The sequence below is a fragment of the Streptomyces sp. 1331.2 genome, from assembly GCF_900199205.1.
GTDB lineage: Bacteria > Actinomycetota > Actinomycetes > Streptomycetales > Streptomycetaceae > Kitasatospora.
On the sequence record NZ_OBMJ01000001.1, the window covers coordinates 7,246,799 to 7,264,726 of the forward strand.

Sequence of the window (17,928 nt, forward strand, 5' to 3'; positions counted from 1 at the left end):
TGGGTGTTCTGTGATGCCTTGTTGATTTTCGGCTTGAGGGCGTTTCCGGTTGGGGCAGGGTGAACAGGCGGTGACTTGACCTCCCTCAGTGTCGTGCCAGCCAGGTCGCGATCTCGTCGACCACCGCCGGGTCGACGTGCCCTGGCCTGGCGTACTCGGCTGGGGTCGGATGGCCACTGCCGGGCAGGAAGAGGTGGTTGGCGTCCTGGTGGACCCGGATGGCTACCTTGGGACGGTGTGCCAGAGCTCGCTGCCAGAGTTCCAGATCGTCGGCGACGGTCACCTGATAGTCCCGCCCGCCCTGCAGGATCAGCATCGGGCAGGCCAGTGCGGCCGCCGTGGCCACTGGGTCGTAGGCACGCAGGTCGAGCCAGTAGGCGGCGGAGAGTCCCAGGGGCAGGAGTTCCGGCGCTGTGTTGGGAGTGAGTGCGGGGCCCGCCACCAACTCGGCCTGCCGGGCGAGCGCGGCCACCGCCCGTTCGGCACTCGGGCCGGGAGTGAGGTCCGCGAGGTAGCGGGCCACCCGGACGGCCGCCTGGTGCATCGGCTGCGCGTCTGCGGCGAGCATCACCAGGCCCGCGATCGACGGATCGGCGGCGGCGATCCGAGGCGCCGCCTTGCCTCCCATGCTGTGGCCGAGCAGATGGATCCGGCAGGGGTCCACCTCGGGCTGCTGCCGCAGCAGTTGAACGGCGGCGAGGGCGGGCGGCAGGTACTCGTCGGTCATGGTGAAGTCGGCGGGCAAGCGGCCGGGATGCGCGAAGGTCGGCTTGTCGAAGCGCAGCACGGCCACCTGACGGGAGGCGAGACCCCAGGCGAGGTCCTTGAGCGGCTTGTTCGGGCCGATGCTCTCGTCCCGGTCGAACGGCCCGCCGCCGGCGAGCAGGACCGCGGCGGGCCACGGGCCGCCGCCGGCAGGCAGGGTGAGCGTGCCCGGCACCGCGAGCGGCCCGGTACCGAGCAGGACTTCCCGCTCGGCGAACCGGTCCTCCTGCGCGTAGTGCGGCGGATGCCACACGGCGCCACCGTACGGATCGAGTCGCAGCCCGTGCAGCAGACCGTCGCGACCGACCGACGTGACCACGGTGAAGCTCCCGTCGGCGCAGGTGATCGCGATGCGTACCCGGACCGGGTCCGTCCCGCCGTCCTCGATCTCCGGCTCCTGGACCGCCTGGATCCCGCCGTGCCCGGCAGCCTCGGCCGCCCAGGTCAGCCGCAGCGCCTCAGGGGAGACCGCAGCCCGCAGCGGGGGCGCGAAGAGCTCCACGATCTGGTCGAAACACTCTGCCCGCAGCAGCGCGGCGAAGCCGCGCGCCATCTCCAGCACCCCATTCCCATCCATTCGCATAATTGAGAACGGTAGCAGTTGTGAGAAGGTTTGGATGTGGACTCCCTGAAACTGCTGGCCCATCCCATCCGGCTGCGGATCGTGCATGCGATGGGCGGTGGACGGTTGCTGACCACCGCTCAGCTGTGCGCGCGAATCCCGGAAGCCTCCAAGGCCACCGTCTACCGGCACATCGATCTGCTGGTCGGCGGCGGGATCCTGGAGGTGGCCGAGGAACACAAGGTGCGTGGGGCGGTGGAACGGCACTACCGGCTGTGCCAGGAGCGGGCCGTCATCGGCGCCGAGGTGGTCCGCGCGCTCGCCCCCGAGGAGCATCGGCAGGCGTTCGCCACGGCGATGACCGCTCTCCTGGCCGAGTTCAACGCCTACCTCGACCGCGAAGAGGCAGACCCCGTAGTCGACCAGGTGGGCTACCGGCAGCATGCCCTCTGGCTCAGCCCGACGGAACTGACGGAGATGATCAGCGACCTGAGGAAGGCCATCGCGCCAAGACTGGCCAACCCGCCCAGCCCCGAGCGGACGCAATACCTGCTCAGCCCCATTCACTTCCCGGTGGAAGCTCCGCACCAGCAAACCGAGTGGCCGACGAGCGGAGCCGAGCAGCCACCCCGTTGACGACTACGCATCGTGCGGACCGGCAGCAGGATCGCGAGGATCACGAGCCACCCAGATCGAGTGACCTGCCGGCGTCCTTGATCGTCACGGGGCCTGGGGTGGTTGGAGACGCCGATCACCAGGGCCGTATTCCGCAGGAGGCGAGGTAGGCGCTGTGCTCAACCCTGACCCGGACGATGTTCCACTGCTGGTTGGCACCGCCGTTGCTCGGCCACTGGATGACGCTTGCGCCGTCGGCGGTGAACCGGCCGGACACGTCCATGATCTGCCCGCTGTTGACGTTCTTGATCGTGTACAAGGTCGACGGGTCGGTGGTCGGCGCTCCGGTCGCGGCCGCCAGTGCCCCGCCCGCCTGCTGCACGCTGAAGTCGGCGAGGAAGAAGTACGAGCCGTCGGTCTTGGCGACGCGGACGTAGCGGAAGGCCTGGCGGACCTCGAAGTTGCCGCGGGTCTCGGGCCGGTCCACGTCCTGACGGGTGGTCAGTGCGAACTGGCCGAGCTGGTAGGACCTGCCGAGGTCTACCTGCCACCAGGCGGAGGTGTCGTTCCCGGTCGGAGACCAGCCGGTCGAGGCGTTGTTGTCGACGGCCTTCGAGGCCTCCCAGCCGGAGCCGACGACGGAGGACGAGGACGCCGGCTTGCCGGCGGCGAGGTTGGGTGTCGCGGCCAGCCACTGGTACGCGGATTCGAGGCCGGAGGCCTTGATCACCGAGTCGCCGGACGTCGTGTTGTCGGTGAGGGTGATGTGGGAGCCGTTGCGGTTCTGGTGGATGAACCCGTCGGTGTGCGACAGCACGTTGTTCGAGACGGTCATGCCGTCCGAGCCCTCGTCCAGGTAGATGCCGTGCACCGGCGAGCCGCAGGCGGCCGGGCTCCGCACCACGTCGTGGATGTAGTTGCCGTTGAGCACCGTGCCCGGGTCGTTCGAGAGGTGGTAGATGCCGGCGGAGTCGCAGAGCCGGTTCATCACGTTGCCGAGCCGGTTGAAGCTGATGCTGTTGTTGCCTTCGGCGTTGGCCGCCGACTGCCAGCCCCAGCCGAGGGAGATGCCGGCCCACGGAGTGTCGGGACAGGGATGGTCCCCGCCGGCGTAGGGCGCGGGGCCCACGCCACTCCCGTCAGCCGAGCGGCGATCCCGCTTCGCCGAGGGTGCCGCGGAGCCACTGCTCGACCCCGGCGACGTGCACGGTGGCCCAGGAGTGGGCGAGTTCCGGGCGGCGGCCGGCGATCGCGTCGAGGATCGCGCGGTGCTGCCGGTGGGTGTCGGTCACTGCGTTCTCCTCGGTCAGCCCGCGCCAGACCCGGGCCCGCAAGGTGGGTCCGGACAGGCCGTCGATCAGCGAGCAGAGCACGGTGTTGCCCGACCCGGCCGCGATCCTGCGGTGGAACTCCAGGTCGTTGGCGATGTGTTCCTCCAGCGACGCGTTCGCGTCCAGGCTCGCGAGCACCTCACCCAGGGCGGCGATCTCCTCGTCCGGCATGACCCGGGCGGCCATCGCGGCGGCGGCGGGCTCCAGGATGCGTCGGACCTCCAGGAACTCCAGCACCGTGTCGTCCTGGTGGAAGTCGACGACGAACCCGAGGGTGTCCAGCAGGATTTCGGGCTCCAGGCTGGTCACGTACGTGCCGTCGCCCTGGCGCACGTCGAGCACGCGGATCAGCGAAAGGGCCTTGACCGCCTCCCGCAGGGAGTTGCGGGACAGGCCGAGCCGCTCCGCGAGGTCGGCCTCCTTCGGGAGGCGCGCGCCGGGACGGAGCTCGCCGCTCACGATCATGGCCTTGATCTTCTCGATCGCCTCATCGGTGACGGGCACGGTCTTGCCTTCCTGGTCATCTGATCTTCTCAAGTAAACAGCACCCCAACCCGCTGCGGGGGCGGCCTTCCGACGTCCGGGTGGCCGCCCCCGCAGTGCGCGTATCGACAGGCGAGCCTCGCCCGGTCGGCCGTCCTGACGACGGTTCGCCGGTCGGGATGATGCGGTGGGCTCGGCGGGAGCCTGCGAGTGGATCGCCGAACCCGCCGGGCCACCATCACCGTTTCTCCACATGCATAAGTGACTTGTCATCAACTTCCGTTCGGGAGAGGGGAATCAGAACATTCCGATTGAGGGGGAACCTCCACGGATGGCTTGTTCTACACCTGTGACGCCCCGGATGCGGACGGTAGCGTCGGCGCTCCGACCGCCCAGAAGGGACGATGGCATGGCCTCAACGACGCCCGACTCCGCGAAGGACCCGGCGAGCATGGCAACGGAGGTGTACGTCTTCGGATACCCGCTGGTCCTGATGGAGCTGACCCGCCGCCTGGAGACCAACACCGTGGAGGTGAGCTCGTCGGCGGCGCCGACGAACCAGCTCCTCCAGCACACCGCGCTGGCCACGCCGGAGACGAAGGAGGTGGTCCGGCCCAACGTCGACACCCTGTACACACAGGCGTGGCTGGACCTGACGGCCGAGCCGATGGTGCTTGAGGTGCCGGTCATGGACGAGGGCCGCTACTGGCTGATGGAGATCCTGGACGCGTGGACGAACGTCGTCGGCGACCCGAGCAGCCTCAACCCGCTCGCAGCGCCGGTCACCGACCCGGCCACGGGTGCCGAGGTCTACTCCTACGCGCTGACCGGCCCCGACTGGCAGGGCGAACTGCCGGACGGCGTCCATCAGTTGCCGATGCCGACCAACACGGTCTGGCTGCTCGGCCGCACGGAGGTGTTCGACGACAGCCAGGCCGAGATCCAGACCGTCAACGGCTACCAGGACCTGATGCGGCTGTTGCCGGTCAGCGCGTGGCCCAACGACGGCAGCTACGACCCTCCGGACGGTACCTACGACCCCGACCTGCCCACCGCACCGCCCTCCGACCAGCTCAACGTCACGATGAGCGGCCCCGAGTTCTTCAAGGAACTCGCCGCCCTGCTGACCCGCACACCGCTCAACCCGCAGGACCCCTGGATGTCCGCCGCCCTCCGGGACCTGGGCGTCTTCCCGTACGACCCCGCCAAGCTGCCCTCCGACGAGCGGCTGGAGCTGGCCAAGAACCACGGCCTCGTCCTGATCAAGAACCACAAGGCCTCCGAGCCGGTCAACGGCTGGACCTTCACCAGGACCGACATCGGGTACTACGGCCTCCACTACCTCCAGCGCGCCTACATCGCCGCGATCGGGCTCGGCGCCAACCTCCCCGAAGACGCCCTCTACCCCAGCATCAGCGGCGCGGCGGCCGACAGCACCGGAGCTCCGCTCCGCTACACCCTGACCTTCCCCGCCGGCCAACTGCCGCCCGTCGACGCGTTCTGGTCGCTGACCGCCTACGACTCCGACAGCTTCCTCGTCGAGAACCCCGACGACATCTACGCCATCGGCCACTACACCCCGCCCCTGGCCGATCCGGTCACGGGAGCGACCACCCTGTACGTCCAGGCCGAACCGCCCGCCGACGCCGCCCTGCAGACGGCCAACTGGCTCCCCATCCCGACCAGCGGGAACTTCTCGGTGACCCTGCGGCTGTACGCGCCGCGCACCGACGACATCCCCGCGAGCTGGCCCCCGCCGCTGGTGCAGGTCAAGGGCCGCCACCACTCGGCCTGACGGCCCGAAGGCACCGCGGCCGACGGCCCGCGAGACCGCCCGCCGTCCAGGCCCGCCCGGGATCCCCCCGGGCGGGCCACCCCGCGTGCGGGCCGGCGGTCTGCACGGCTCAGGGCCGGTCCGGGTGTCAGGTCGACTCGATGGTCTGCGCGCACCAGATGGTCTTGCCGTCGGTGGCGTGCCGGGTGCCCCAGCGCTGGGTGAGCTGGGCGACCAGCATCAGGCCGCGGCCGCCCTCGTCGAAGGCACGCGCCCGGCGCAGGTGCGGGGCGGTGGCGCTGCCGTCGGAGACCTCGCAGATCAGCGCGCTGTTGCGGATCAGCCGCAGCCGGATGGGCGGCCGGCCGTACTTGATCGCGTTGGTGACGAGCTCGCTGACGACCAGTTCGGTGACGAAGGCCGTCTCCTCCAGGCCCCAGACGGCCAGTTGGTCGGCTGCCAGCCGCCTGGCACGGGCCACCTGCTCGAAGTCGGGCTCGATCTCCCAGCCGGCGACGTGGTCCGGGTCCAGCGCCCGGGTACGGGCGAGCAGCAGGGCCGCGTCGTCGGTGCGGTGCTCCGGGAGCATGGCCTTCATCGCGGTGTCGCAGAGCGCCTCCAGCGAGGCGGCCGGTTCGCTCAGGACCCGGAGCAGGTCGGCGGCGCCCTGCTCGGCGTCGCGCTCGCGGCTCTCCACCAGTCCGTCGGTGTAGAGGGCGAGCAGACTGCCCTCGGGCAGTTCGACCTCGACCGCCTCGAACGGCAGCCCACCGACGCCGAGCGGGGGCCCCGACCGTGCCTCGACCGGGGTACGGGCGCCGTCCGGCGCGATCACCAATGGCAGCGGATGGCCCGCGCTCGCCATGGCGCAGCGGCGGGAGACCGGGTCGTACACGGCGTACAGGCAGGTAGCCCCGGCCTCGCCGGTCGACTCGAAACCGTCCTCGGGCCGGGAGTCGTCGGGGAGGTGGAGCACCAGGTCGTCCAGGTGGGTCAGCAGCTCGTCCGGCGGCAGGTCCACGTCCGCCAGGGTGCGGACGGCCGTGCGCAGCCGGCCCATGCTGGCGGAGGCGTGCAGGCCGTGCCCGACGACGTCGCCGACGACCAGGGCGACCCGGGCGCCGGACAGCGGGATGACGTCGAACCAGTCGCCGCCCACGCCCGCGCCGGCCCCGGCGGGCAGGTAGCCGGAGGCGACCTCGATCGCCTCCTGACGCGGCAGGCGCTGCGGCAGCAGGCTGCGCTGGAGGGTCAGCGCGGTCGTGTGCTCGCGCGAGTACCGGCGGGAGTTGTCGATGGCGACGGCGGCCTTGGCGGCCAGTTCCTCGGCGAGGATCAGGTCGTCGGCGGTGAAGGCCTCGGGCCGGTCGCGGCGGGCGAACGCCACGACGCCGAGCACGGCGCCGCGCGCCAGCAGCGGCACGGTGATCTTGCCGGTGAACCCCTGCGCGGCGATGGACCGGTCGATCAGCGGGAGTCCCGGCGGCCAGTGGGCGGGGTCGGCGGCCAGACCGGGACCGAAGGCCCATTCGCCGCCTTCGTCGGGCTCGCCGGCGAGCTGCACCAGGGACCGGCCGGTGGACATGCAGCGGGCGACGACGGAACCGGGCGCGTAGCCGACCGGCCCCGCCGGTCCCGGGGATCCTTCGGGGGCCTGCTTCGCGCTGTGCCGGGCGGCGCGGATGAGCGTGACGGTGCCGCCGGCGGCGACCGCGGCGGAGGCGGGCGGTTCCTCTGCGCGCAGCACCTCGTCGAAGAGGTCGACGGTGACCAGGTCGGCGAAGCCCGGCACCGGGGTTTCGGCCAGCTCCCGGGCGGTGCTGACCACGTCCAGGGTCCGGCCGATGCCCCGGGTGGCCTCGTTGAGGATGAGCAGGCGCTGGCGGGCCCAGTACTCGGCGCTCATGTCGAAGCCCCAGTTGGCGACCGCGCGCACCGTGCCCTCGGCGTCCCGGACCGGCCAGATGCTGGTGGCCCAGGCGTTCGCGTAGGCGCTGCCGAGCGGCTTGAAGATCGTGATGAGACGCGCGGGCACGCCCGTCCTGGCCACCTCGGAGAGCTTGTCGGTGTACGGGACGCCCTCCAGCTCGGGGAACAGCTCGCGGTACATCTCACCGCGCAGCTGCTCCTCGGTGTGCGCGATCACCCGGCACGCGGCGGCGTTCACCCAGAGGAACCGCAGGTCGGGGTCGTAGACGCCGAGGGCGAAGGGGCTCTGCTCGAAGGCCCGGTCGGCGATCACGGGGCGGCGGTCCCAGCGCTGGAAGGTCACCACCCGGCTCAGGGTCCGGCCGTCGGCGTCGCGCAGGGGTTGGGCCGTCACCACGGCGTCCAGCGTGGAACCGTCCCGGTGACGCAGCGTGATCAGGCCGGTGGGTCCGACGCCGTCGCTCCCGGGGAATCCGGGCGGGGGATCGACCAGCAGGTCGGCCACGGGCCGGCCGACGGTCTCCTCCGCCGACCAGCCCAGCAACAGGACCCCGCCCGCGCTCCAGCCGGTCACCACGCCGTCCGGGCCGACCGTGACAACGGCGGTGGGCGCGTCCTGCTCGCCGGTCGTCTCCACGCGCGCCTCCGTCCGGGCAGCCGTGCAGGCCGGAGTGACCCCGGCGCCTGGCTACAGCCTAGGTCCGCCCTCCGGGGCGCGCGCTCCCGAGTCCGGCCGCACCACGAACAGTCTGTTAACGCTAACAGAATCTTTGTGCAGAACCTGGCATGGCATCGTAAAACTGCAGGTCAGAAGCTTCATGGCGGTCTGTTGGCCGTGTTGACGCGCTCATTGTTCGCTCATACGCTCCGGGGCACCGGATCCCCGCGGCCGTCCTCCGAACGGAGCACCGATGTCCAAGCCCCGCCACCGCCATCCCTTCGTCCGCGCCGTCCTCACGGGCGCGCTCGGCGCGGCCACCGCGCTCGCCGGCCTGGTCGGTGCGCCGGCCGCGCACGCCGCCGCCGGGGGAGGGGCCTTCTCCGTGCTGACGTACAACGTCGCCGGCCTGCCGCAGGTGGTGAACAGCTCCTCGACCGAGCGGCAGAGCAGCACCACCGCCATCGGCAGCCGGCTCGCCCCGTACGACGTTGTGCACGTCCAGGAGGACTTCAACTACCACGCCGCGCTGTACGCCGCCGACTCCCACCCGAACCGCACGGCGACCAGCGGCGGGGCGGGCATCGGCAGCGGCCTCAACACCCTGTCCGCCCTCGCCTACGACACCGACGACTTCGAGCGGGTCAAGTGGAACGACTGTCAGCTGGACTCCGGTGACTGCCTCACGCCCAAGGGGTTCACCTTCATGCGGACCCGGCTGGCCGAGGGCGTCTACGTGGACTTCTACAACCTCCACGCGAACGCGGGCACCGAGCCCGGCGACGAGGCCGCCCGCGCCGCCAACCTGGCGCAGCTCACCGGCTACGTCAGGACCCACTCGGCCGGGAACGCCGTCGTCGTGATGGGGGACACCAACACGCGCTACACCCGCGCCGACGACACCATCGCCGCCTTCGCCGCCGACAACCGGCTGACCGACGCGTGGGTGCAGCTGAAGCGCGGCGGCGTGGCGCCGACCCGCGGCGCCGACCCGCTGCTGTGCGACCAGAACGCGCCCACCGACACCTGCGAGATCGTCGACAAGGTCCTGTACCGCAGCAGCCCGCTCGTCTCGCTGACCGCGACCTCGTACGCCAACAAGCACGCCGACTTCCTGGACGGCGCCGGAAAGATGCTCTCCGACCACGACCCGGTCGCCGTCGGCTTCAGCTGGAGCCGGAACCAGGCGTACCTGGCGAGCGATCAGTTCGGCGGCCCGCACGGCGACTTCTACGACGACATCGACCGCATCCCGGCCGGTGCCCGGGCCGCCACGGTCAGCCTGCGGGCCGGCAGCCGGGTCGACCAGGTCGGCCTGACCCTCGCCGACGGCACCACCCTCACCCACGGCGGCTCCGGCGGCACCGCCTCCTCGCTCACCCTGGGCAGCGGCGAGTACGTGAGCGCGGCCACCCTCTGCCAGGGCTCCTACAACGGGCACACCCGGATCTTCTACGCCTCGTTCAGCACCAACCTGGGCCGGTCCCTGGCCGGCGGCACCACCACCTCCGACTGCGTGACCCGCACCGCGCCCGACGGCTGGCAGTTCGCCGGGTTCCACGGACGCGCCGGCGACGAGGTCGACAAGCTCGGCTTCCTGTTCACCCGTCGCTGACCGCCCCTCACGTCCCCGGCCCGGGCCGCCACCCGGGCCGGGGACCTGCGTTCTCCCTCCCGCACACCGCTCCGCCCGCCCGGCACACCACAGCAGGAAGACCAGCAATGTACGAGCAGCCCACCCTGAACCGCCGCCGCTTCCTGCGCAGTTCCGCAGCCACCTCGGTCGGCCTCCTCACCGCGCCCACCGCCCTGAGCCTGCTGGCCGCCCCGCAGCGGGCCGCCGCGGCACCCGCCGGCCCCGTCCCGGGTGCGGCCTTCGTGGACTCCTACGCCACCAACACGATGGCCGACCTCACCCCGGAGGGGAACGCCGCGGTGCGCATCCTCACCGGGATGAACCGGATCTGGCACACCGGCACGTCCTGGAACGACGGTTCGCCGCTGATGGCCGACGTGCTGCGCGCCAACGTGCGCTACTGCGTGGAGATCACCACCGAGCGCACGGCGGACCAGGCCAAGGAGGCGTTCATCTACGACCGCCAGCACCAGGGCTACGCCGTCATCGCCGGCCTGGGCCCGCTCGCCGACCTGTACCGCACCGGTGCCCGGGCCGTCACCTCGATCACCACGGCGCCCGACTCCACCCCGCCCGCGAAGATCGACGACGCCGTCCCGGCCGGCGCGCCCGCCGGGTCCGCGATCGGCCCCGGGGCCGTCGACTCGGAGCTGGGGCAGGTGGTCACCCTGGTCAACACGCTGCGCGGACCGTACGCCTCCGGCAACCCGGCCAAGTACGCCTATCGCTACCCGCGCCCGTGGCGGATGAACGAGGACAGCGCGGTGGTCGACACCGGTGCCACCGACGCCCTCGGCTACCCGGTCTACGCCTCGGACGTCGTGGTCGCCCCGCAGCTGCTGCGCCAGCGCAGCAACTCCCCGGCGGACGACGGCGGCTTCGTGAGCGGTCACACCAACGCCTTCCACCTGTCCGCGCTGGCCCTGGCCTACGCGGTGCCCGAGCGCTTCCAGGAGCTGATCGCCCGGGCGTTCGAGCTCAGCCACACCCGGATCATGTCCGGGATGCACTCCCCGCTCGACGTCATCGGCGGCCGCACGCTCGCCACCGCGCTCGCCGCCGCCACCCTCGCCGACCCGCGCAACGCCACCCTCAAGGCCGCCGCCCGCAGCCAGGCCGCCGCGTACTTCCGGTCGAAGACCGGCAGCACCGCCGACACCCTGTACGCCTACGCCCACCGGGCCACCTCGGCCGAGGACCCGTACGCCGACCGCGAGGCCAACGCCGAGCAGGTCACGCCGAAGCTGACGTACGTCCTGCGCCGCAGCGGCCGGGACGTCCCGATGACCGTCCCCAAGGGCGCCGAGGTCCTGCTGGAGACCCGCCTGCCCTACCTGGACGCCGCCCAGCGCCGCGAGGTGCTGCGCACCACGGCCCTGCCCTCCGGCTACGTCCTGCTGGACGGCCCGGAGATGTGGGGCCGGCTCAACCTGTTCGCGGCGGCCGACGGCTACGGCGCGTTCGAGCGGGACGTGACGGTGGAGCTGAACGCCGCCGACGGCGGGTTCTGTGCGGCGGACGCGTGGCAGAACGACATCGCCGGCCCCGGCGGTCTCACCAAGCGCGGCACCGGGACGCTGACCCTGACCGGCACCAACCGCTACACCGGTGCCACCGTGGTGGCGGGCGGAGTCCTGGTGACCGGGTCCCGCGACGCCCTCGGACGAGGCAGCGTCCAGGTCCGCGGCGGCACGCTGCGGGTGGACGCCGAGCGGGGTGCCGTCCGGGTGCACGGCGACCTCCTCCAGGCCGCCGGGACGGGCCTGGAGCTGACGCTCCACCACTGCCACTCCCCGGCACTGATTGTCGCGGGCCGGGTGACGCTCGGCCGGGGCGCCCAGCTCCTCCTGCAACTGCCGGACACCCTCGACCCGGACGAGGACGTGGTGCTGCCGCTGCTCAACGGGCGTACGCTGCAAGGCGAGTTCGGCAGCATCACCGTCGACGCGGACGGGTACGAGGTGAGGCCGCTGTACTCCCACGACGGTCTCGCGGTGCGGTTGACCCGCTGCTGAGCACTCCTGTGCGCTGCTGAGCACGCCCCGTGCGCTGCCGAACGGACCGCGTGCTCCCGAGACCGAGGAGGCACAACCCAATGACCGTCGCCGCGACCAACTGGGCCGGGAACATCACGTTCAGGGCCGAGCGGTTCCACGAGCCGCGCTCCGTGGCCGAGTTGCGGCGGATCGTCGCGGGCGCCCGGTCCGTGCGGGTCCTCGGGACGGGGCACTCGTTCAACGCGATCGCCGACACCACGGGCGACCTGGTGTCCGTCGCCGGCCTGCCCCGGGTGGTCGAGCCGGACGAGCGGGCCGGCACGGTCACGGTCAGCGCCGGGATGCGGTTCGGCGAAGTCGCCGGGGTGCTGGACCGGGTGGGGCTCGCGCTGCACAACCTCGGGTCGCTGCCGCACATCTCGGTGGCGGGCGCGTGTGCCACCGGCACGCACGGCTCGGGGAGCGCCAACGGCTGCCTCGCCACGGCGGTGCGCGCCGTCGAGCTGGTCACGGCGGACGGCGCCCTGGTGACGATCGAGCGGGGCGCCGCGGAGTTCCCCGGGTCGGTCGTGGCCCTGGGCGCCCTCGGCGTGGTCACCCGGCTGACCCTGGACGTGGTGCCGGCGTTCGAGGTCCGGCAGTGGGTCTACGAGGGCCTGCCGACGGCCGTGCTGCGCGAACGGTTCGACGAGATCATGGCGGCGGCGTACAGCGTCAGCCTCTTCACGGGCTGGCGGACGGACCGGATCGACCAGGTCTGGCTCAAGCAGCGGGGAGGCCCCGACGCCCCCGGGGCCTGGCTCGGCGCGGTGCTCGCCGACGGCCCGCGCCATCCCGTGCCGGGGTGTCCGCCCGAACCCTGCACGGGACAGCTGGGCGTTCCGGGCCGGTGGCACACCCGGCTCCCGCACTTCCGGCCGGACTTCACGCCGAGCAGCGGCGACGAACTGCAGTCCGAGTACTTCGTCGCCCGCACCGACGCCGTCGCCGCGTTCGACGCGCTGGACGCCGTCCGGGAGCGGATCGCGCCGGCCCTGCAGATCGGTGAGATCCGCACGGTGGCGGCCGACGCGCTCTGGCTCAGCCCCGCCTACCAACGCGACTGCGTCGCCTTCCACTTCACCTGGCACCCCGATCCGGTGGCCGTGGCGGACGCGGTCGAGGCGGTCGAGCAGGCGCTGTCCGCCTTCGCCGCCCGCCCGCACTGGGGCAAGGTCTTCCGCACGGCGCCCGAGGCGATCCGGGAGTCCTACCCGCGGTGGGAGGACTTCCGGAGGCTGCTGGAAGAGTTCGATCCGGCGGGCAGGTTCCGCAACGGCTTCCTCGCCCGTCACTTCCCCGCCGGATAGTGCGCCAGGCGCGCAACCGGTCGGTCCTGAGCCGCCGTGAGGGCCCGTTGTGATGTTTTCAATTCTTCGCGCAGGTACGGATCGGAGCCGGCGCAGCGAGAAGTGACGCGCAATCAGTTGCGAGGAGTCCTCAACTGCCGCAGGAGTGCGGTTTTCCCGGCAGCCGAGCGTCGGAGCCGTGCGCCCGTCGCCCCACCTCAGGAGCGTTCCGAGGTCTCGAACTCCCGTGGCACGGAAGGCTCCTGGCTTCGGCAGCCGTGCGTCCGCCGGTCGTAGTCCGCTTGATGCGCCCGGATCTCCTCCGTGTTGGCGAGGGCCCAGGCGTACAGCCGGCCGAACGGCTCGCACAGGGACTCGCCGAGTGGCGTGAGGGAGTACTCGACCCCGACGGGCGAGGTGGGCAGCACCCGGCGCATGATCATCCCATTGCGCTCCAGACGGCGCAGGGTCTGGGTCAGGACCCGCTGGGTCACGCCGTCGATGCGGCGCTTGATCTCGTTGAACCGCCGGGGCTCGTCGAGCACCGCCATGACCGTCATCGACCACTTGTCGGTGATCTGGTCGAGGATCGGGCGGGCGGCGCCATCGGAGCAACAGACGGGGTTTTCGGTGGTCATGGTCCCCCAACATCCACGGGACACGGCTGCAGCCTTGGGAGGATGCGAGTGTCCCAGGCTGTGCGTGATGTACGTGATGCGCATGATGCACGTGATGTACGCAAGATATGCGATGCGTGTGATGTGCCCATGATGTTCATGGTGATGAGGGCCTGTCAATTCCCGGCGGGCCCGGACCCGGACATGACCGGAACCCGCCGGGTGCCCCGCGGTCACGCGACGGTCGGCAGCTGGTTCGGCAGCTGGTCCGGGAGCGCGAACAGCAGGTCGTACAGCGGCCGGCCGGTACCGTGCCAGATGGACAGCGCATAGACGCTGATCGGGTAGTGGACCCAGCGTGGCGGCGCCCACACCGTGCCGCGCACGGTGTTCCCCTGGTTGCTCGTGTCGAGGCTCGACGGCACGTCGCCGGCCGCGACGAGCAGGTCCCAGCCCCGCCGCGGGACGGCGAACTCCGCCTCGACCAGGTCACCACGCAGACTCGCGCGCAGGATCGTCGTCGCCGCGAGGTCGAGGGTCAGCGCACTGTCGACCAGGACGCGGTCGACCTCGAACCCGGAGCCGGCCAGCCGGCTGCACAGGTGGTCGACGGCTGCGTGGAGCAGATCGGCGGTGGCGCGTTCGGTGCGCACGGCCCGGCACAGCAGCGCCTGGTAGTGCACCTCCTCGGGCACCACGGCCTGGTTGCCGATGACGGTCTTCAGCAGCGCCATGTCCAGGGCGGACGGGTCCCGGTAGACGACGGCGACGTCGCGGGCGACGGCCCGCAGGAACGGGTCGGTGCAGTCGTCCAGCAGGAACGACCACAGGTGCCGGCACAGTTCGACCATGCGGACGCCCGTGGTCGCGTGGAGGACGCGCAGTGCGCAGCGCAGCAGGATCTTCTGGAAGAGCGTCATGGACACCCGGAACTCCATGCCGCGCACCCACTCCTCGGCCGTCATGGCGGAGTGCCCGACGACGACGTCGGCGACGAGTTCGGGGTTGGTGATGTCGGCGGGCATCCAGCGCGTCCGCAGTGCGTGCTCGTCCTGGAAGGCCTCGCGCGAGTAGTCGGTGTTGTTCAGCAGCAGCAGCGGATAGATCACCGGGGATCCGCCTGCGGTCAGCACCTCCTCGATGCCGTCGAGGTACGAGTCGAAGGTCTCTCCGGGCAGGCCCCAGATCAGGTCGGTGTAGGTGGGCACGTCGAGTTCGCGGAAGCGGGACAGCAGCCGGCGGTAGTGGTCGGTGCGGATGTTGGCGCGGTTGGCGATCTTCAGGACGTCCGCGTCGAAGGACTGTGCGGACAGCGTGATCGCGCCGGTCAGCTCGGCGGCGTGGAGCATGCTCGCGATCTCCACGATGCGCTCGTTGCCGTTCTTCGCCCAGTTGGTGCTGACGATCAGGCGCTTGCCGTGGCGCCGGCTGAGTTCCACGATGTGCTCGGCGATCTGCCGGTCGCGGGCCAGGATGCCGAAGTTGGCGTCCGCGATGAACAGCGTCGCGTCCATGGGCATCAGCCGGATCAGCCGGTCCAGCTCGGCGAAGATCCGCTCCAGGTCGAACTGGCGGACCTTGGAGTTGGTCGCGCCGCCCCAGTAGCAGAAGGCGCACCCGTACGGGCAGCCCCGGTTGGTCTCGTAGACGATCATGGACGAACCGGTGATCTCCTCGTCGGAGTACACCGGGGTGAGGATCGGTGAGACGACCCGGTCGAGGTCGGTGATGCGCTCCGCGTCCGGCGTGGTCACCACCGAGCCGTCGCGCCAGTAGCTGATGCCGGGAACCGCGGCGAGGTCCCGGTCGGTCAGGAAGGCGTGCAGCAGGTCGCGAAAGCGCAGTTCGCCCTCGCCGTGCACCAGTACGTCCAGCCAGGGTGCCTCGGCGAACAGCGGCTCCTGCTGGTAGCTGACGTCGTTGCCGCCGACCACGACGCGGCAGTTCGGCCAGCGCTCCTTGACCTGGCGGGCCAGCTCCAGGGACTGGGCGCGGTTCCAGAAGAACACGGTCAGGGCGACGACGAACGGCTCGTCCCAGGTGTCGAGCAGCTCCTTCGTGGCCTGCTCCCCGCCGCTCTGCTCGCGCACGTTGATCTCGAAGTCGCAGGCCGCGTCGAGGACGGGGTCGGCGACCGCGGTCGCCTTGAGGTAGCCGAGCGTGATGCTGTACCGGACCCCCTGCATCGCGGTGAACTCGACGAGCTGGACAGCCCTGCGCCCGTCGGGCACCGGTGCCGGCTGCTCGCCGACGTGGGCGGCGTCGTTCGTGTCGATGGTGGAGGTCATGACTACCCGTCCGTTTTCCTGTGCCGTTCACGTCGGCGTAAGGCCCCGGCTATTCGGGCTGCCGGCGGCTGCCAACATTTCCAGCGCCGGGCAGTGCCGTCAATAACGCACTCCCGGCACCGTAGGTATCCCCGGGGATACCGGTGCCATTTGAGCTTTATTTGAGGCTGGACCGCGAATGCAGGTCGTCATTGACGGCCCTGGGGGCCCGATGTAGCGTCAGCGGCGAAACACCCGGTGGCGTGCCGACAGGCCTCGGAGTGCTCGGGTGACGAACCCCCGGGATTCATCTGGTGGAAATCCGGCTGTTATGGGGAGAGTGGTATCGGTGCGCTTCGGGCTTTCTTTTCTTCCTGACTGCACTCCGGAGACGAAAACTCCGCAGGCCTATTTCAGCGATGCGCTGGAGTTGTCGGTCCAGGCGGAGGCGGGTGGTCTGGATTCGGTCAAGATGACCGAGCACTATCTCCACCACTACGGCGGCTACTGCCCCAGCCCGCTGGGCTTCCTGTCCGCGGTGGCCGCTCGGACGAGCTCGGTCAGGCTGATCACCGGATGCGTCCTCCCGGTCTTCCACCACCCGATCCAGTTGGCGGCGGAAGCCGCGCAGGTGGACGCGATCAGCGGTGGCCGGCTCGACGTGGGGTTCGCCCGGGCGTACCTGCCGGACGAATTCGACGCCCTGGGCGTGGAGATGGACGAGAGCGTCGACCGGTTCCGCGAGACCATCCGCGCGGTGCGGCGGATCTGGACCGAGGAGAAGGTCAGCGAACAGACCCCGTTCTTCTCCTACCGCGACGTGACCGGACTGCCGCGGCCCACCCAGCAACCGCACCCGCCGATGTGGGGCGCCGCGGTGCGCACGCCGGAGAGCTTCGGCTGGCTGGGCACGGAGGGACTGGGGCTGCTGATCACGCCGATGATCTCGCCGCACGAGTTCCGCGACCAGCTGACCCTCTACCGCGACGCCTTCGAGGCGGCGCACGGCGGTTCCGGGCTGCGGCCCCGGGTCACGGCCAGCCTGCCGCTGGTGGTCGCGGAGACCGACGAGCGCGCGGCCGAGATCGCCGAGACCTACCTGCGCCGTTACCTGGACGTGTGGGCGGAGGCCGTGAGCCCGTGGGACCGGAGGGAGTCCACCGCCTACCGCGGCTACTCCGGGTTCGGCTGGATGCTGCGCGGCATGCAGCCGCGCAAGCTCTACACCGAGGGCGGCGCGATCGTCGGATCGCCGGCCACGGTCGTCGACCGCATCCGCGCCTTCAACGAGTCCATCGGCGGCGTCGACCAGATCCTCTGGCAGGTCGATTTCGGCGCGATGCCGCTCCCCGAAGCTCGGCAGACCCTGGAGCTCTTCTGCGACCGGGTCCTGCCGGAGGTGAAAGCACTCTGACCCTCGGTGGCGGCCCCGATGTGGGTGTGGGCCGCATCGACCTGACGACGGAAGGGAGGTGAAAGACATGGAGGACTTCGACAACCTGGTGCTGGAGGACAGCGCCTTCGAGCTGGTGGACCTGGGCGAGGTGGTGCCCGCTTCGGTGACCGCCGGCTACGGCCTCACGGAGCTGTCCGCTTCCGGCGGCGCCAGCAGCTGCTGCTGCTGCTGCCCGTGCTGCTCCTGCACCTGATCCGGTGCTCGGCCACGACCCACGCGCTTGTGACACGAGATCGGCGGAGGAGGTGAAAGACATGGAGGACTTCGACAACCTGGTGCTGGAGGACAGCGCCTTCGAGCTGGTGGACCTGGGCGAGGTGGTGCCCGCGTCGGTGACCGCCGGCTACGGCCTCACGGAGCTGTCCGCTTCCGGCGGCGCCAGCAGCTGCTGCTGCTGCTGTCCGTGCTGCTCCTGCACCTGATCCGGTGCTGATCCCCCAGCACATGTGCTCTAGCCGGTGCGTGTTCATCAAAGGGGACCGGGTGGCTCTCGGTCCTTCCTGCTGGCCA

General features: G+C 71.0%; 14 protein-coding genes. 8 read left to right on the forward strand and 6 right to left on the reverse strand.

All coding sequences use genetic code 11. The features are described from left to right. Positions 1–85 precede the first annotated feature (85 nt). Complete coding sequence (locus CRP52_RS31475; RefSeq protein WP_257032953.1) at positions 86–1,342, reverse strand: alpha/beta hydrolase family protein; 1,257 nt, start codon at positions 1,340–1,342, stop codon at positions 86–88. Positions 1,343–1,384: 42 nt separating this feature from the next. Between CRP52_RS31475 and CRP52_RS31480 the strand changes: the two genes are divergently transcribed. Next, positions 1,385–1,963 (forward strand): helix-turn-helix domain-containing protein, encoded by a 579-nt coding sequence (locus tag CRP52_RS31480; RefSeq protein ID WP_097239494.1) that lies wholly within the window; start codon positions 1,385–1,387, stop codon positions 1,961–1,963. A 115-nt stretch (positions 1,964–2,078) separates the two neighbouring features. Here CRP52_RS31480 and CRP52_RS31485 read toward each other — a convergent pair whose 3' ends face one another. Together CRP52_RS31485 and CRP52_RS31490 are read right to left on the reverse strand one after the other, a co-directional pair. Continuing rightward, a complete protein-coding gene (locus CRP52_RS31485; RefSeq protein WP_257032954.1) occupies positions 2,079–3,071 on the reverse strand; it encodes an RICIN domain-containing protein in 993 nt (330 codons plus the stop codon). A gap of 10 nt (positions 3,072–3,081) precedes the next feature. Next, positions 3,082–3,777 carry a FadR/GntR family transcriptional regulator gene (locus CRP52_RS31490; RefSeq protein ID WP_097239495.1) on the reverse strand — a complete coding sequence of 232 codons (696 nt, stop codon included), beginning with the start codon at positions 3,775–3,777 and terminating at the stop codon, positions 3,082–3,084. A gap of 430 nt (positions 3,778–4,207) precedes the next feature. On the opposite strand from CRP52_RS31490, the gene CRP52_RS31495 reads away from it, so the two are divergent. Continuing rightward, a complete protein-coding gene (locus CRP52_RS31495; protein WP_179852983.1) occupies positions 4,208–5,551 on the forward strand; it encodes a DUF1254 domain-containing protein in 1,344 nt (447 codons plus the stop codon). Positions 5,552–5,678: 127 nt separating this feature from the next. Here the strand turns inward: CRP52_RS31495 and CRP52_RS31500 are convergent, their stop codons facing one another. After that, complete coding sequence (locus tag CRP52_RS31500; RefSeq protein ID WP_097239497.1) at positions 5,679–8,096, reverse strand: SpoIIE family protein phosphatase; 2,418 nt, start codon at positions 8,094–8,096, stop codon at positions 5,679–5,681. Between the two features lie 274 nt (positions 8,097–8,370). On the opposite strand from CRP52_RS31500, the gene CRP52_RS31505 reads away from it, so the two are divergent. From CRP52_RS31505 to CRP52_RS31515, 3 genes are all read left to right on the forward strand, one after another. Then, positions 8,371–9,732, forward strand: a complete 1,362-nt coding sequence (locus CRP52_RS31505; protein WP_097239498.1) for a jacalin-like lectin — start codon at positions 8,371–8,373, stop codon at positions 9,730–9,732. Between the two features lie 107 nt (positions 9,733–9,839). Next, positions 9,840–11,768, forward strand: a complete 1,929-nt coding sequence (locus CRP52_RS31510; protein ID WP_097239499.1) for a phosphatase PAP2 family protein — start codon at positions 9,840–9,842, stop codon at positions 11,766–11,768. A gap of 80 nt (positions 11,769–11,848) precedes the next feature. Next, a complete protein-coding gene (locus tag CRP52_RS31515) occupies positions 11,849–13,099 on the forward strand; it encodes a D-arabinono-1,4-lactone oxidase (protein WP_097239500.1) in 1,251 nt (416 codons plus the stop codon). Between the two features lie 197 nt (positions 13,100–13,296). Here the strand turns inward: CRP52_RS31515 and CRP52_RS31520 are convergent, their stop codons facing one another. Further along, a complete protein-coding gene (locus CRP52_RS31520) occupies positions 13,297–13,716 on the reverse strand; it encodes a winged helix-turn-helix transcriptional regulator (protein WP_097239501.1) in 420 nt (139 codons plus the stop codon). 212 nt (positions 13,717–13,928) lie between these two features. Continuing rightward, positions 13,929–15,983, reverse strand: a complete 2,055-nt coding sequence (locus tag CRP52_RS31525; RefSeq protein WP_097239502.1) for a radical SAM protein — start codon at positions 15,981–15,983, stop codon at positions 13,929–13,931. Between the two features lie 328 nt (positions 15,984–16,311). Here CRP52_RS31525 and CRP52_RS31530 point away from each other — a divergent pair, with 328 nt between their 5' ends. The 3 genes from CRP52_RS31530 (at position 16,312) to CRP52_RS31540 (ending at position 17,840) form a co-directional block, all read left to right on the forward strand. After that, positions 16,312–17,376 (forward strand): LLM class flavin-dependent oxidoreductase, encoded by a 1,065-nt coding sequence (locus CRP52_RS31530; RefSeq protein ID WP_097239503.1) that lies wholly within the window; start codon positions 16,312–16,314, stop codon positions 17,374–17,376. 67 nt (positions 17,377–17,443) lie between these two features. After that, entirely contained in the window at positions 17,444–17,611 is a 168-nt protein-coding gene (locus CRP52_RS31535; protein ID WP_097239504.1) for a thiomuracin/GE37468 family thiazolyl RiPP peptide, read from the forward strand. Between the two features lie 61 nt (positions 17,612–17,672). Next, entirely contained in the window at positions 17,673–17,840 is a 168-nt protein-coding gene (locus CRP52_RS31540) for a thiomuracin/GE37468 family thiazolyl RiPP peptide (protein WP_097239504.1), read from the forward strand. The last annotated feature ends 88 nt before the right edge of the window (positions 17,841–17,928 follow it).